Annotated in this window: 13 protein-coding genes; 4 read left to right on the top strand and 9 right to left on the bottom strand. The window is 64.6% G+C overall.

Going from position 1 to position 15051, the window contains the following annotated elements:
• Positions 1-240: 240 nt before the first annotated feature.
• The 4 genes from alkB to OWC48_RS38605 form a co-directional block, all read right to left on the bottom strand.
• Positions 241-894 carry a DNA oxidative demethylase AlkB gene (gene alkB / locus OWC48_RS38590; RefSeq protein WP_282524685.1) on the bottom strand — a complete coding sequence of 218 codons (654 nt, stop codon included), beginning with the start codon at positions 892-894 and terminating at the stop codon, positions 241-243.
• A gap of 9 nt (positions 895-903) precedes the next feature.
• Positions 904-1650 (bottom strand): 2OG-Fe(II) oxygenase, encoded by a 747-nt coding sequence (locus OWC48_RS38595; protein WP_282524686.1) that lies wholly within the window; start codon positions 1648-1650, stop codon positions 904-906.
• 156 nt (positions 1651-1806) lie between these two features.
• Entirely contained in the window at positions 1807-2493 is a 687-nt protein-coding gene (locus OWC48_RS38600; RefSeq protein ID WP_282524687.1) for a DUF2848 domain-containing protein, read from the bottom strand.
• Positions 2486-3835 carry an amidase gene (locus OWC48_RS38605; protein WP_282524688.1) on the bottom strand — a complete coding sequence of 450 codons (1350 nt, stop codon included), beginning with the start codon at positions 3833-3835 and terminating at the stop codon, positions 2486-2488. The genes OWC48_RS38600 and OWC48_RS38605 overlap by 8 nt, the downstream gene beginning before the upstream one ends.
• Before the next feature lie 192 nt (positions 3836-4027).
• Here OWC48_RS38605 and OWC48_RS38610 point away from each other — a divergent pair, with 192 nt between their 5' ends.
• From OWC48_RS38610 to OWC48_RS38625, 4 genes are all read left to right on the top strand, one after another.
• Entirely contained in the window at positions 4028-4441 is a 414-nt protein-coding gene (locus tag OWC48_RS38610; protein ID WP_282524689.1) for a Zn-ribbon domain-containing OB-fold protein, read from the top strand.
• 3 nt (positions 4442-4444) lie between these two features.
• Positions 4445-5584, top strand: a complete 1140-nt coding sequence (locus OWC48_RS38615; RefSeq protein WP_282524690.1) for a thiolase C-terminal domain-containing protein — start codon at positions 4445-4447, stop codon at positions 5582-5584.
• Between the two features lie 182 nt (positions 5585-5766).
• Complete coding sequence (locus tag OWC48_RS38620; RefSeq protein WP_282524691.1) at positions 5767-6681, top strand: SDR family oxidoreductase; 915 nt, start codon at positions 5767-5769, stop codon at positions 6679-6681.
• Between the two features lie 130 nt (positions 6682-6811).
• Positions 6812-7930, top strand: a complete 1119-nt coding sequence (locus OWC48_RS38625; RefSeq protein ID WP_282524692.1) for an SMP-30/gluconolactonase/LRE family protein — start codon at positions 6812-6814, stop codon at positions 7928-7930.
• A gap of 69 nt (positions 7931-7999) precedes the next feature.
• Here OWC48_RS38625 and ppc read toward each other — a convergent pair whose 3' ends face one another.
• The 5 genes from ppc to OWC48_RS38650 form a co-directional block, all read right to left on the bottom strand.
• The gene (gene ppc / locus OWC48_RS38630; RefSeq protein WP_282524693.1) at positions 8000-10798 is read right to left on the bottom strand and encodes a phosphoenolpyruvate carboxylase; all 2799 of its coding nucleotides are present in this window, start codon (positions 10796-10798) and stop codon (positions 8000-8002) included.
• Positions 10799-10920: 122 nt separating this feature from the next.
• Positions 10921-11325 (bottom strand): YccF domain-containing protein, encoded by a 405-nt coding sequence (locus OWC48_RS38635; RefSeq protein ID WP_282524694.1) that lies wholly within the window; start codon positions 11323-11325, stop codon positions 10921-10923.
• A gap of 51 nt (positions 11326-11376) precedes the next feature.
• Complete coding sequence (locus OWC48_RS38640) at positions 11377-12456, bottom strand: rhomboid family intramembrane serine protease (RefSeq protein ID WP_282524695.1); 1080 nt, start codon at positions 12454-12456, stop codon at positions 11377-11379.
• Between the two features lie 87 nt (positions 12457-12543).
• On the bottom strand, positions 12544-13338 hold the full coding sequence (locus OWC48_RS38645) for an enoyl-CoA hydratase/isomerase family protein (RefSeq protein WP_282524696.1): 795 nt from the start codon (positions 13336-13338) through the stop codon (positions 12544-12546).
• 111 nt (positions 13339-13449) lie between these two features.
• A complete protein-coding gene (locus tag OWC48_RS38650) occupies positions 13450-14994 on the bottom strand; it encodes an acyl-CoA synthetase (protein ID WP_282524697.1) in 1545 nt (514 codons plus the stop codon).
• Positions 14995-15051: the final 57 nt, after the last annotated feature.

Raw genomic sequence — 15051 nt, forward strand, 5'->3', positions numbered from 1 at the left:
CGTGAGCCGCCCGCCGAGGGCGACAACTACAGATCTTGGCAGGAAATTACCGGGACCAAGGCCTTCTCTCCTGACGTCTTCAGCCTCAAGAGCCGATAACGCAACAGGCCCCTTGTGGGAGAAGGTGCCTTCGAAGGGAAGGCGGATGAGGGGTCTCTATCCGCGGAGACAGACCCCTCATCCGTCTCGCTGCCGCTTCGCGTCAGCGATCCACCCTCTCCCACAAGGGGAGAAGGAAGGTCACCGCGTTCTGCGAAACGTCAAATTGATCCGCTTCCGCCCGAGCAGCGCGTGCTCGCCATCGGCGAGCGGCGCAACGCCGTGATAGGCGAGCCTGCTGGGCCCGCCCCAGACGACCACGTCGCCATGGACGAGCCGGAAGCGGCGCGGCTTGTCGCTGCGGGCCAGGCCGCCGAACAGGAAGGTCGCGGGCAGTCCGAGCGAGACCGAGACGATCGGCGCCGAATAGTCCAGCTCGTCCTTGTCCTGATGCAGCGACAGCCGCGTGCCGGGTTCGTAGCGATTGACGAGGCAGGCATCGGGCGCAAAGCCGGTGAAACCGCCCTGCTCCGCCGCGCGCCGGGACAGGTCGCGCAACACCGGCGGCATCGCGGGCCAGGGCGCGCCGGTTCGCGGATCGATGGGATCGTAGCGGTAGCCGGTGTGATCGGTGATCCAGCCGCGCTCGCCGCAATTGGTCATCGCCACCGACATCAAATGGCCGCCGGGCGTGGTCATGCGGCGGAACGGCGACTGCGCCACGATCGCGCGCACGGCGGCGATCAGCTCGCTCTCGATCGGCCTGACGAATCCGCGCAGCAACACGGCGCCGTCGGCGAGATCCTCGCGCGACGGCTGTGCCTCGGCGGCCGTGTCGAACAGATCACCCGTCAATCGCAGCGCTCATTTGGCATCATGGAAGATCACACCCAGCGTGTGGCGCTGACCGGACCTGATCCGGCTGACGCCATGGCGGAGATTAACGCGGTAGGTGCCGCGTGTCCCCTGCACCGGGCGGTGATGCACAGCGAAGGCGACCGCATCGCCCTGCATCAGCGGCACGACCTCGGCGCGGGACTGCATGCGTGGCCGCTGCTCGGTGAGCACGAACTCGCCGCCGGTGAAATCGCGTCCCGGTTCGGACAGGAGGATCGCGACCTGAAGCGGGAACACGTGCTCGCCGTAGAGGTCCTGGTGCAGGCAGTTGAAATCGCCGGTCTCGTATTGCAGCAGCAGCGGCGTCGGCCGCGCCTGGCCTGCTTCGTGGCAGCGCTTGAGGAACGCCGCATGCGCGGCCGGGTAACGGATGTCGATCCCCATCGCCTCGTTCCAGCGATTGGCGACGGCCTGAAGGTGCGCATACAGCGCCGGGCGCAGCTGCGCGATGAGATCGGGCAGCGGGTAGGAGAAATATTTGTACTCGCCACGGCCAAAACCGTGGCGGCCCATGACGATGCGGCTGCGGAAGTGGGTGTCGTCCGGGTAGAGTTCGGCGACGGCGCGGCATTGGTCCGGTGTCAGCAGATTCTTCAGGACGGCGCTGCCCTGGGAGTCGAGTTCGGCGGTGATCTGGGGCCAATCGAGGGCGTCGACGTGGGCGGCGAGGTCGACTGAGGGTTTAGGGGGTGATTTGCGTGCCATTGCTGTCATGACTGCCACCTTCGCAAGACCGCCCCGCCCTTTGCCACCCGATTCCCGACTATCTCCTCGTCATTGCGAGCGAAGCGAAGCAATCCAGAGTCTTTCCGCAGAGGGATCCTGGATTGCTTCGTCGCAAGGGCTCCTCGCAATGACGGCGGAGAGGTATCAGCCTCGCACCGGCAGCGTCGTCACGTCATAGCCGTGCTTGATCGTCCGTTTCAGCACGGGATCCTCAAGCTCGAACTCGAAGCGATCGGCGGGGCGGATGCCGCCCTTGGCGGCGAAGGTGCCGCCGAACATGGCGCAGCCGTCGGGGAACTTGCCACCCTCAAAGCCGCGCGCGATGAGGTCGGCGACCGGCAGCATCGCGTCGAGCGTGCCCTCCTGGTAGAGCACGCGCTCGCCCTTGATCCAGGCGTAGGAGCGCAAAATCATCCTGTCCCAATGGCCGATGACGTCCTCGAGCTCCCAGAGCGTCGATGCGACCGGCTTGTCGCACATCTGCTTGGAGACGGTGACGTTGTAGGCCTCGACCTTGCGGTCGGTATGGTCGGAGCCGCAACCGACGAAGATGCGACCCTGCCAGCCGATCAGCACGAACTCGACCTCGCCGGAGGAATCCCCACCGGTGCATTCGATGCGGTCTTCCTGAGTCAGCCGCCGCGCCGAGCCGCGATAGTAGATCGGCGTCGAGGCCGGCGGGGCGATGCCCATCTCTTGCAGCTCGGCGATGTGCTTGTCGCGGGCGACGGGATCGCGGCCGGTCCAGCCGGCAATGACCATCTGGTCGATCGCCAGCGTCAGCGGCGTGGTGGTGTCCTGGGCGTCGACGGTGAAAGTCAGGTCAAACACGAATTACGGCCTCCATGCCGGCAGCAAGCTCGAAAATACGACGGTCCGATCCGCCCGCGCCCGCCAGCATCAGGCCGACGGGAATTTCGCCCTCGCGATGCGCGGGCAGCGAGATGGCGCAACCGTCGATCATGTTGATGAGAGTGCAATTGCGCAGCGCGCGCAGGTTTTCCCTGGTGAACGCCTTGTCATCGGCGAGATCGGAAATCTTCGGCGGGGTGTTGGCGGTGGTGGGCAGCACCAACGCGTCATAGGGCGCCATGCGCGCATTGACGCGCGCAATCAGCGAGCGGCGCTCGTTGAGAAGATCGATGTAATCGGCCGCGCTCTGCGCCTCGCCGCGCATGATGCGCACGAAGACCCTGGGATCGTAGACGTCGCCCTTGGCCGTGATGAGGTAGCGATGCCAGGCGTAGCTTTCGGATGCCGCAAAGCCGCCCTTGGCGTTCATCGGGCCGATGTCGTGAAATTCGGCCATCTCGATGCGCTCGATGATCGCACCGTGATCGGCGAGGCTCTTGAGCGCGCGCTCGAAGGTCGAGGCAACTTCCGCATCGAGATCGTCGAGTGCAATCGTGGTCGGCACTGCGAGCCGCATGCCCTTTGCCGGTCGCGGCTTCAGCGGAACGATCGGCTCGTTCGCGAGCACGGCATCGAGAATGGCACAGCAGCTGACCGATCGCGCCAGCGGCCCGATGCTGTCGAGCGAGAAGGACAGCGGCACGGAGCCGTCCAGCGGCACGCGGCGCTGCGTCGGCTTGTAACCGACGATGCCGTTGAAGGCGGCCGGAATCCGGCAGGAGCCGCCGGTGTCGGTGCCGAGCGCGCCATGCGCCATGCCGTCGAGCACGGACACCGCGGCGCCCGAGGACGAGCCGCCGGGCACGTGTCCTTCGGCCCGGTTCCAGGCGCCCTTCGGCGTGCCGTAATGCGGATTGATGCCGATGCCGGAATAGGCGAACTCGGTCATGTTGGTCCGCCCGATCACGACGAAGCCGGCGTGGCGCAGCCGCGCAACCGCCGCCGCATCGTGCTCCGCCGGATCGGAATCGTCGAGCGCACGAGAGCCGGCGCGCGTCGTCTGCCCCCTGATATCGAAGAGATCCTTGATCGAGATCGGGATGCCGGTATAGCGCGACGGCGCGGCTTTGGCCTTGCGCAAGCCGTCCATCGCATCCGCGGTTGCGAGCGCGGCGTCCTTGTCGACGTGGATGAAGGCACGTCGACCCTCGCCGGCCGGATCGGCGATCCTGGCGAGGCAGGCCTCGACCAGCTTGCGGGAGGTCGTGCGGCCGCTTTCGAGGTCGTCGGCGAGCTTCGCCAGTGTCGGAAAATCGGGCATGTCTGTCTCACGGAATATTGCGCGCGCAATCTATAGCGCCGCCTCGGTTCGACACAAGCATTGTGCGCATGATGGCATGCATGCGCATTGCTGGACCGTTGACGCGCCATGGTCGATTGTCGCATCAGGATCGAAACAGGCAGGCGTGAAGCCATGCCTTAGCAAGAATTGCCTTTGGGAGGGTTTTCCGACATGGCCGAACCGCAGCGCGCGCGCCCAAAACCGACGCCGGAGACCCAGCATTTCTGGGACGGCACGAAAGCGGGCGAATTGCGTTTGCAGCGCTGCGACGCCTGCGCGCATGTCTATTTCCCGCCGCGCCCGTTCTGCCCCTCCTGCGCCTCGCGCAAGGTCAGCATCTTCAAGGCGAGTGGCAACGGTTTCCTCTACAGCTACGTGATCAATCATCGTCCCGCCGCGCCCGGCTTCACGCCGCCTTATGCGATCGCGGTGGTCGAACTCGCCGAAGGACCGCGGATGATGAGCAACATCATCGATTGTCCGCAGACGCCGGAGGCGCTCGAGCTCGACATGAAGCTCGAGGTCGCCTTCGAGGCACTCGACGACAAGATCACCCTCCCCGTCTTCCGTCCGGCGAAGGGGTAAGCCATGCGCAGGAACCAGGTTGCCGTCGTCGGCGCGGCCGAGACCACCGAGCTCGGCGTCATCCCCAACGCCTCGCAGCTCCAGCTTCACGCGGATGCGGCGCTCAACGCCATCGCCGATGCCGGGCTGAAACTGTCCGACATCGACGGCTTTGCCACCGCGGTCGAAACGCCGCAGCAGGTCTGCCATTACCTCGGAATCAAGCCAACCTGGGTGGACGGCACCTCGGTCGGCGGCTGCTCGTTCATGCTGCACGTTCGCCATGCGGCGGCGGCGATCGAGGCAGGTCTCTGCAAGACCGTGCTGATCACCCATGCCGAGAGCGGCAAGTCGATGATCGGCAAGGCGCCGCGCTCGATCCCCGCCGACAGCCTGCAAGGGCAGTTCGAGGCGCCGTTCGGCGTCTACGGCCCGCCCAGCATGTTCCCGATCCCCGTGCTGCGCTTCATGAAGACCTACGGCATCACGCATGAGCAGCTCGCCTCGGTGGCGGTCGTGCAGCGGGAATGGGCGGCGAAGAATCCGCGCGCAATGATGAAGGACCCGATCACGGTCGCCGACGTGCTCAATTCGCGCATGATCGCCTATCCGTTCCGGCTGCTCCAGTGCTGCCTCGTCACCGACGGCGGCGGCGCGCTGATCCTGACCTCGGCCGACCGCGCCAAGGATTTTCCACGCAAGCCCGTCTACATCATGGGCACCGGCGAGAGCGTGGAGACGCCGATGGTCAGCCAGATGGAAACGTTCAACTCCTCGCGCGCGTTCAAGACCGCCGGCCCGCTGGCGTTCAGGGAAGCCGGCATCGCGCACCGGGATGTCGACCATCTCATGATCTACGATGCGTTTGCGCATCTGCCGCTGTTCGGCCTCGGCGATCTCGGCTTCATGCCGCATGAGGAGACGGGCAGGTTCATCGCCGACGGCAACACCCGGCCGGGCGGCAAGCTCCCGCTCAACACCAATGGCGGCGGATTGAGCTACATGCATTCGGGCATGTACGGCATGTACGCACTTCAGGAGAGCGTACGCCAGATGCGCGGGATTGCGCCGGCACAGGTGCCGAATGCGAAGATTTCAGTGTGCCACGGCGTCGGCGGCATGTTCGCCGCAAGTGGCACGATCGTGTTTACGAACGAGAGGTGACGCGCTGCTCGCCTCTCCCTCTCCCCGTTCTTACGGGGAGAGGGTTGGGGTGAGGGTCTGCCTCCACACACCGGACTCGCGGAGAGTCCCCCTCACCTGGATTGCATCTTCGATGCAATCCGACCTCTCCCCGCGAGCGGGGCGAGGTAAGAAACGTCGGAACGAATAGCGGAGAACCCCACATGACAAAATCACTGCAGGACAAGGTCATCATCGTCACCGGCGCAGGCCGTGGCATCGGGCGCGAGATCGCGCTGCTCTGCGCGGCGGAGGGCGCCAAGGTCGTCGTCAACGACCCCGGCGTCGCCGCCGACGGCGCCGGTACCAGCGCCACGCCGGCCGAAGAGGTTGTCGAGGAAATCAAGAAGCGCGGCGGCATCGCCGTCCCGAACTTCGAGTCGGTGGCGGAAGCCGTCCCCGCCAGCAAGATCGTGAAGACCGCGACCGATCATTTCGGCCGGCTCGACGGCGTCGTCAACAATGCCGGCATCTTGCGCGACATGATCTTCCACAAGATGAGCGTGGAAGCGTTCGAGGCCGTCATCAAGGTTCACCTGATGGGCTCGTTCTACGTCAGCCACGCCGCGGCGCGGATCTTTCGCGAGCAGGAGAGCGGCTCCTTCGTGCACTTCACCTCGACCTCCGGCCTGATCGGCAATTTTGGCCAGGCCAACTACGCCGCGGCCAAGCTCGGCATCATCGGGCTGTCGAAGTCGATCGCGCTCGACATGGGCCGCTTCAACGTTCGCTCCAACTGCGTCTCGCCGTTCGCCTGGACCCGCATGATCGGCACCATCCCGACCGAGACCGAAGCCGAAAAGGCGCGCGTCGAGAAGATCAAGCAGATGGGACCGGAGAAGATCGCGCCGATCTGCGCCTATCTGCTGTCCGATGCCGCCAAGGACGTCTCCGGGCAGATCTTCGGCGCACGCATGAACGAGCTGTTCCTGTTCAGCCAGAACCGTCCGCTGCGCTCGGTGCATCGGAGCGAAGGCTGGACGCCGCAAACGATCGCGGAACACGGCATGCCGGCGCTGAAGGGCTCGTTCTACAAGCTTGACCGTTCCGCCGACATCTTCCCCTGGGATCCCGTGTAAAGGATCCCGTCTAGCCGCATTTCCGGCATCCATGCCCTGCGATCTCTGGTTGTCTGGTCCGGAGATCGCCCCGCTTTATGCCCGATTGCGGGCGAATGGTGTCCTCCCAACAAAACTTTGGGAGGAAACCATGACAAGAACACTGACCAACTCTGACGATACGACTGCAAGCGAGCGTGGCGGTCTCGGCCGCCGCACTCTCCTCAAGGGCACGGCAACCCTGGCCGCATCGGCCCTGCTCGCCTCGCGCAGCGAGGCCCGCGACTTCGGCGCCAGCGCCGAGCCGCAGCGCTATCCCGACCCCGACATCGTCGTCATCGATCCCAAGCGCTTCAAGGCCAAGGTCGGCAACACCGTGATCAAGCGGCTCTATACCGGCTGCCTGTGGGCGGAAGGTCCGGCGTGGAATGCGCAGGGGCAATATCTCGTCTGGAGCGACATCCCGGCCAACCGGCAGCTTCGCTATCTCGACGACGACGGCCATATCTCCGAGCAGTTCCACAAGCCGTCGAACGAAGCCAACGGCAACTCGTTCGACACCGAAGGACGCCAGCTCAGCGCCGAGCGCACCCGCCTCGTCCGCCACGAGCACGACGGTTCGGTCACGACACTGGCCGAGCAGGCGGGCGGCAAGCCGCTCAACGGCCCGAACGACATGGTGGTGCACCCCAACGACAAGGCGATCTGGTTCACCGATCCCGGCTATGGCGCGATCAGCATCTACGAAGGCAAGCTCGCCAATACCGGCTCGCTGCAGCCCTATCAGAAGGAGGCGGTCTATCGGCTGGACACGCAAACCGGACAGGTTTCAAAGGTCGCCGACGAGCCGTTCAAACCCAACGGCATCGCGTTCTCTCACGACTACAAGAAACTCTATGTCTGCGACACCGGCATCACGCACTACCCTGAAGCCAAGAACGTGGTGTGGTCCTACGACATCGACGGGCCAAAGCTGTCGAACCCGAAGAAGCTGATCGACATGACGCTCGACGGAAAGTCAGGCTTCCCGGACGGCCTGCGCGTCGACACCGAGGGCAACATCTGGGTCGGTGCCGGCTGGGTCGGCCCCGGTTATGACGGCGTGCAGGTGTTTTCAGGCGCCGACGGCGCACGCATCGGGCAGATTCTGTTGCCCGAGACCTGCGCGAATGTCTGCTTCGGCGGCAAGAAGCGCAACCGCCTGTTCATGACCGCGAGCCAGTCGCTGTATGCGGTCTATGTGGAGACGCAGGGGGCGCATTTCTGTTGAGGCAGCGAATAGTGAGTGGCGAGTGGCGAATAGGGTTCTATTCGTTACTCGCCATTCGCAACTCGCCACTTACCCCGTATTCCTCAGCCCCGCCGAGATGCCGTTGATCGTGAGCTGAATCCCGCGCAGCACCTGCTCGTCCGGGTTCTGCGCGCGATGCTCTTTCAGCAGTTCGACCTGCACGTGGTTGAGCGGATCGAGATAGGGGAAGCGGTGGCGCACCGAGCGCTCCAGCAGCGGGTTGCCCTGGAGCAGGCGATCCTGCCCCATGATGTCGAGCAGCGTCTCGATGCAGGAATGCCATTCGCGGCGGATCCGGCCGAAGATCTTTTCGCGCAAGGCTTCGTCCGGGACGAGCTCGGCATAGCGCGAGGCGATCGCGATCGAGCTTTTCGCCAGCACCATGTCCATGTTCGACAGCAGCATGCGGAAGAACGGCCATTCCCTGTAGAGCTCCTTCAGGAACGGCATGCCCTTGTCGGGATGTTCCGCGATCCACTGCTCGACTGCGCTGCCAAAGCCGTACCAGCCCGGCAGCATCAGGCGGCATTGCGCCCAGGAGAACACCCAGGGAATGGCGCGCAGATCCTCGATCGCGCGGGTCTTCTTGCGCGAGGCCGGACGGCTGCCGATGTTCAGCGTCGCGATCTCGTTGATGACCGTGGACGCCCAGAAATAATCGACGAAACCGTCGGTCTCGTAGACGAGGCCGCGATAGGCCTTGAAAGCGAGATTTGAAAGCTCGTCCATCGCGGTGAGATATTCGCGGCGCGGCGCGCTCTGGCGCGGATGCAACAGGCTCGCCTCCAGCGTCGCGGCGGCGAGGATCTCCAGATTGTTGCGGCCGACTTCGGCGTTGGAATATTTCGACGAGATGATCTCGCCCTGCTCGGTGATGCGGATCTGTCCGTTCACCGCGCCGCCGGGCTGCGCGATGATGGCATCATAGCTCGGGCCGCCGCCGCGGCCGACCGAGCCGCCGCGGCCGTGGAACAGGCGCAGCCGCACGTGATGCCGCTCGAACACGTCGACGAGGCCGATCTCGGCCTTGTAGAGCTCCCAGCCCGAAGTGACGAAGCCGCCGTCCTTGTTCGAGTCGGAATAGCCGAGCATGACCTCCTGCACGCTGCCGCGGCTGTCGACGAGGCGGCGGTAATCGTGCAGCGACAGCATGCGATCCATGATGCCGCTGGAGGCCTGCAAATCCTCGATGGTCTCGAACAGCGGCACGATGTTGATGGCGCTCCGCCCGGAGGGATGGACGAGGCCGACCTCCTTGAGCAGCACGGCCACTTCGAGCATGTCGGACATGCCCTTGCACATCGAGATGATGCATTGGGGAATCGCGTCCGAGCCGAACTTCCCATGCGCCTCCGCGGCGGAATGGAAGACGTTGAGCTCGCCCATGGTCTCGTCGCTGTATTTGACGAATGGCGAGACCAGCGAGCGCGTGCTGCGCAATTCATTGGTGAGCAGCGAGATGCGCGCGTCCTCGCCGAGCGCGAGATAGGACATGCCGGGGTTCGCGGCATCCATCAGCTCGGCGATGGTACGTTCGTGCACGGCCGAGTTCTGGCGGATGTCGAGCCGCGCCAGATGGAAGCCGAAGCAATCCACCGCACGCCGGAGCAGCCGCAGCCGGCCGCGGGCGATGACGCGGGCATTGTTGGAGATCAGCGAGCGGTGCAGCACGTCGAGATCGGCCTGCAGCTCCCTGACGGTCTCGTAAGGCCTGCCCTTGCCGACCGGCCGGCGCGTGATCTCGACCTCGAGCTTTTCGGCCGTCGCGGTCAGGCGCGCATAGATGCCGGAGACCGCGAGACGATAGGGCTCGCCGCTCCGGTGCGGCGAGGTGTCGGGCGAGCGTTCCGCCAGCGTCCGCAGCTCCTCGGAGACGTCGGCGAGGTGTGCCGCGATCGACAGCTCCGAACCGAGCACGTGCAGCTCGTTGAGATAGAATTGCATCACCCGGCTCGACTGGAGCCGCAGCGTCCCGCGCATCACGTCGGCGGTGACGAAGGGATTGCCGTCGCGGTCGCCGCCGATCCAGCTGCCCATGCGCAGGAACGAGGCGAGCTCGGTGGCCGCCGCCTCGCCAGCCTCCTCCAGCCGGTCTTCGAGCACATTGACCAGCCGCGGCACCTCGCGCAGGAAGGTGTAGTCGTAGAACGCCAGGCCGTTGGCGACCTCGTCGAGCACCGTGAGCTTGGTCCGGCGCAAGAGATTGGTCTGCCACAGCGTCAGCACCTCGCGGCGGAGCTGTTCGTCGCTGGCGGCGGCCTCGTCTTCAGTGAGCGCCACGCGCTCGCGGCGGTCGAGCAGGCTAGCAACCTCCATCTCGCGGTCCATGGTGCTCTTGCGGCGGACCTCGGTCGGGTGCGCGGTCAGGACCGGGCTGACCAGCGCGGTCTTGAAGAAATTGCGCAGCACATCGGAGCTGATCCCGGCGTCCCTGGCATGGGCCAGCGTCTCCGCCAGCACGCCGGAGCCGGCGCTCTGGGCGGCACTCCGGGCGCGCATCTGGCGAATGTTGTTCTGGTCCTCGGCGATGTTGGCGAGGTGGGAGAAATAGCTGAAGGCGCGGACGATCCGCACCGTCTCCGAGGTCGACATGCTGTCGAGGATCTGCTCGAGCTCGCGGCGGGCGAGCCGGTCTTCGTCGCGATGGAACCGGATCGAGGTCTGGCGGATACGCTCGACCAGGTCGAACAATTCCGCGCCCTCCTGGTCGCGCACGGTGTCGCCCAGAATACGCCCGAGCAGGCGGATGTCGTCACGCAGCCGCGCATCGGCCTCCAGCGCCTGGGCGTCCTCAGCGCGGTTCGGGCGGTTGTCAATGGCGTCGGGTGGCACGGTCTGGAGGGACATGGCTCGCTTCCTTGTTCGAGCTCGCTTCGCTGCCCGGCTCAGCCGAGTGTGCAAGTTTTTTGCCGCAGCGCAAGATGAAGTTGGGGGCGGCGCACACTGAAAGGGACGATCGCTCCTTGCGGCTAGGCCGGCACGATCACTTTGCCGATCGGCCAGAGCGCGATGCCGGCGAGCTTCAGATGGGCCCAGGCGAAGGGGATGCCGATGATGGTGATGGCGAGAACCAGCGCGGTCACGAGGTGGCCGAGCGCCAGCCACCAGCCGGCGAGCACGAACCAGATGATATTGCCGATCACCCCGAGTGGGCCGGTGCCGATGTCGCTCGTGCCGGTGACCTCGTAGCGGTTGACCGCTCTCGAGCCGAACGGCAGCAGCGTGTAGACGGCGATGTTGAACGCCGCCCGTGCCCAGGGCAGGCCGATGATGGTGACGGCCATGATGACTGCGGCAACCAGCCAGCCGAACGCCATCCAGGCACCGCCGATGAGAATCCAGAGGATGTTGAGCAGGATGGAAACGGGGGTCATGGCTTTATCCGCGGGGTCAATGACCCCCTCACTATAGCACGCCCCCCGAGGTCATAGTCCATGACGCCGGCTGCGTTCGGCACGCAGCGACGTGGCGACGAATCCAACATCCTCGATCCCTCGCGAAATCTCCTTCGCGCCGAGACAAAGCGTCAGCGCGGCGACGCCAATCGCGGCGACTCCCGAGATGAAAAAGGGATAGGGGCAAAATATGACAAGAAAAATGTCGAGCGGAATGTATCCAATTGGCATGTGGGGCCAGCAATAAAACGCCAGAGCCCAACCGCAAAGCATCACGGCGGCAGCGTTCATTCCGGCCAAGGCCGTCACGACGATCGCGAGACCCTTCTTCATGGAGAGCGCGAGATCGACCAGCTTCACGACGGCACAGCATGCGACCACGACGACGATCATCAGACCCCATCCGGAAGTGGCGTGGGCCTGACCGTTCCAGGCCCACAGCGCGGTGACGCAAGCAAGCAGGGTCAGATTGACCTTCACGATTTCGGGAAACTTGCAGCGAAGGACATAGGCATTCGCCTTCTCGACAAGGTCCAGCAATGCGCATGCAATCAAGCCCGCCGCAAAGCCGCCGAGATGGACGCCCCAATCGATCCGCGAATTGCTGAACGCGAACACGATGTTCAATCCGATGTTGATGGCGAAGAAATCAAGCCTGAGGTCGAGCTTGCCGAGAATCCACAGGCAAAGCAGTGCGCCCAAAATGCCCGACGTGGCGCCGGATGCGCCGACCGTCAAATAAGGGGTGGAATGGATGCCATTGCCGATGACGGCACCGAACACCATCGCGCAGAGGTAGATGATGAGGAAATAGGCCGGTCCGACCCGCCGCTCGAGATGTGCGCCCCACAGCACCAGGCACAACATGTTCATGGTGAGGTGGACGAAATTGACGTGCAGGAAGCCATAAGCGACGAGGCGCCAGTACTCATGCCGCGCGATTGCGGTCGCATACATGCCGCCGGACCGATACAGCAACTCTGCCGGCGCCGACGCGCCGCCCGCCAGGATGAAGCAGAACCCCGACGCGAGGACCGTCACCGTCATCAGCGCGTAGACGGCGGCATGAGGGACTTCGAAGAAGCCGGGACCGGCGCGGTATGAGGGCATGGGTGATCGCAGGGGGTTAGCGTGGGAACGCCAACCTAGCCGAGCCGATCGATGATTGCTACCCCAGCGCGTACCAGCCCGCGTCGGCTACCGCCCCTCGAACTTCGCCTCGCGCTTCTCCATGAACGCCTTCATGCCCTCGGCCATGTCCTGGGTTTTGAACAGCGGCAGGAGCTGGAGATAGACGTGATGGACGTGATCTGAAAAGTTCTCGTTGAGGCCCATCCGCATCATGCGCTTGGAGGCCTGCACCGCGAGCGGCGCGTTGGCGGCGATTTCGCAGGCGATGGCGCGGGCGCGGCCCATCAAGTCGACATCCGGCACGACCTCGTTGGCGAGGCCCCATTCCAGACACTCGCGGGCGCTTAGCGTCCGGCCGGTGAAGATCAGCTCGGAAGCCTTGGCCCAGCCGAGCATCCGCGGCAACAGCCAGGTGCCGCCGGATTCGGGCACGACGCCGCGCTTGACGAAGGCGGCGGCGAGCTTCGAGGACTCCGCCATGATGCGGATGTCGCAGCCGAGCGCGGTGTCCATGCCATAGCCGGCCGCGCCGCCGTTGACGGCGCAGATGGTCGGCTTGTCCATCGCCTGCAAAACCGTCGGCGGCGTGTTGCGGAGATTGATCGTGGTCGGCGAGGACGCGGCGCTGAGGCCGTTGCCGTCGCGCTCCTTGCGTAGGTCGAGGCCGGCGCAGAACGCCCTGCCCTTGCCGGTGAGGATCACGACGCGGACGTTTTTGTCCTCGTTGGCTTCGGTCAGCAGCCGCGCCAGATCGTTCAACATCGGGCCGGAGATGGTGTTCATGCGCTCCGGCGCATTCAGCGTGATCACCGCGATGTGGTCGGCGACCTCGTAGAGCACTTCGTTTGCGGCGTCGGTCATGATCATTCGTTCCTGTGTTCGTAGCCCGGATGGAGCGCAGCGAAATCCGGGGTCTTTTTGACGCGAGCACCGCCCCGGATTGCGCTTCGCTCCATCCGGGCTACAAGGCCCTCAAATTTTCCGCCCCGCCTGCTCCCAATAGGGATCACGGAGGCGACGTTTGAAGATCTTTCCTGAATCTTCGCGCGGAAGCCCGCTGCGGATCTCGATGTGCTTGGGCACCTTGTAATCGGCGAGCGAGCCCTTGAGCCGGGTGCGGATATCGCCGGCATCGAGTGTGACACCCGGTTGCGGCTCGACCACGGCCATCAGCGCCTCGCCGAACTCGGCATCGGGGATGCCGAACACCGCGCAATCATGCACGCCGGGCTCGGCGTGAAGCACGGATTCGATCTCGGCCGGATAGATGTTGACGCCGCCCGAGATCACCATGTCGCGCTTACGGTCGCAGATGAAGACGTAGCCGTCCTCGTCGATGTAGCCGACGTCGCCCGAGGTGATGAAACCGTCGCGGTCGATCTCGGTGCGCTTCTCCGGCTTGTTGTGGTAGGTGAAGTCGGCCATCCCGGCCATGCGGGAATAGATCTCGCCGATCTCGCCCACGGGGAGCACGCGGCCGTCATCGCCGATGAAGCGCAGTTCGGCACCGGGCGAAATCCTGCCGACAGTGCCGGGCCTTTTGAGCGCATCTTCAGAGGTCGCGAAGGTGACCGCGCTGGATTCGGTCGAGCCGTAGAATTCGTAGATCACCGGCCCCCACCATTCGATCATGGCGCGTTTGACGTCGGCCGGACATGGCGCTGCGGCATGGATGATGTGGCGCAGCGACGAGACATCATACTTCCCGCGCACCGCCTCCGGCAGCTTCATCAGGCGGATGAACATGGTCGGCACCATGAAGATGGTGTCGATCTTGTATCGTTCGATCAGGTCCAGAAATTCTTCGGGCTCGAAGCGCGGCATCAGCACCAGCGCGCCGTCGAGCTTGCCGGCGCGAATGCCGAACGAGTTCGGCGCGGAGTGATAGAGCGGACCCGGCAGGATCGCGCGAGCGCCGGGTTTGAGCCCATAGATCATCGCACGCATGCGCTCGCCGGCCGCCGCCTGTTCCGGCGTGGGCGCATTGCGCCGCACGCCCTTGGGATGGCCGGTCGTCCCTGAGGTGTAGATCATGTTCATGGGCTGCGGCACGATTGGGCCGTCATAGGGCTGGTGTTGCGCAAGCCAGGATTCGAAATCCATCGCGAAGTCCGGCGTCTTCAGATGACCGGGATCGATCTTGTAGTTGGACAGGATCTCAGGCGGCGTCGGCACGCTGAGCACGGTGACGCCCTTCGGAATGGCATCGCGCAAGGCATGCAGCATGTCGGCATGCCCGATCAGCACGGACGTGCCGGTATCGTTGAGGATGTAGTTGATCTCCTCCGGCTTGAAGTGCCAGTTGATCGGCACGCCATAGGCCCCTAGCCGCATCGCGGCGTAGGCAGCTTCGAGAAAGGCGATGTCGTTGCGCATCAGCATGCAGACGCAATCGCCTTGCTTGACGCCGATTTTGGCGAGGCCGCTCGCGATGCGATCGGCGCGGGTGGCGATTTCGGCGTGGGCGCGGCGGCGCTCGCCGGAGACGATGCCGAGGAACTCTGACGTTTCGCTCATTTTTGTTTTTTCTTTGTTGTTGTCGACCCTCATGGTGAGGAGGCGCACAGCGCCGTC

Source organism: Bradyrhizobium sp. Arg816 (genome assembly GCF_029989365.1).
Classification (GTDB): domain Bacteria; phylum Pseudomonadota; class Alphaproteobacteria; order Rhizobiales; family Xanthobacteraceae; genus Bradyrhizobium.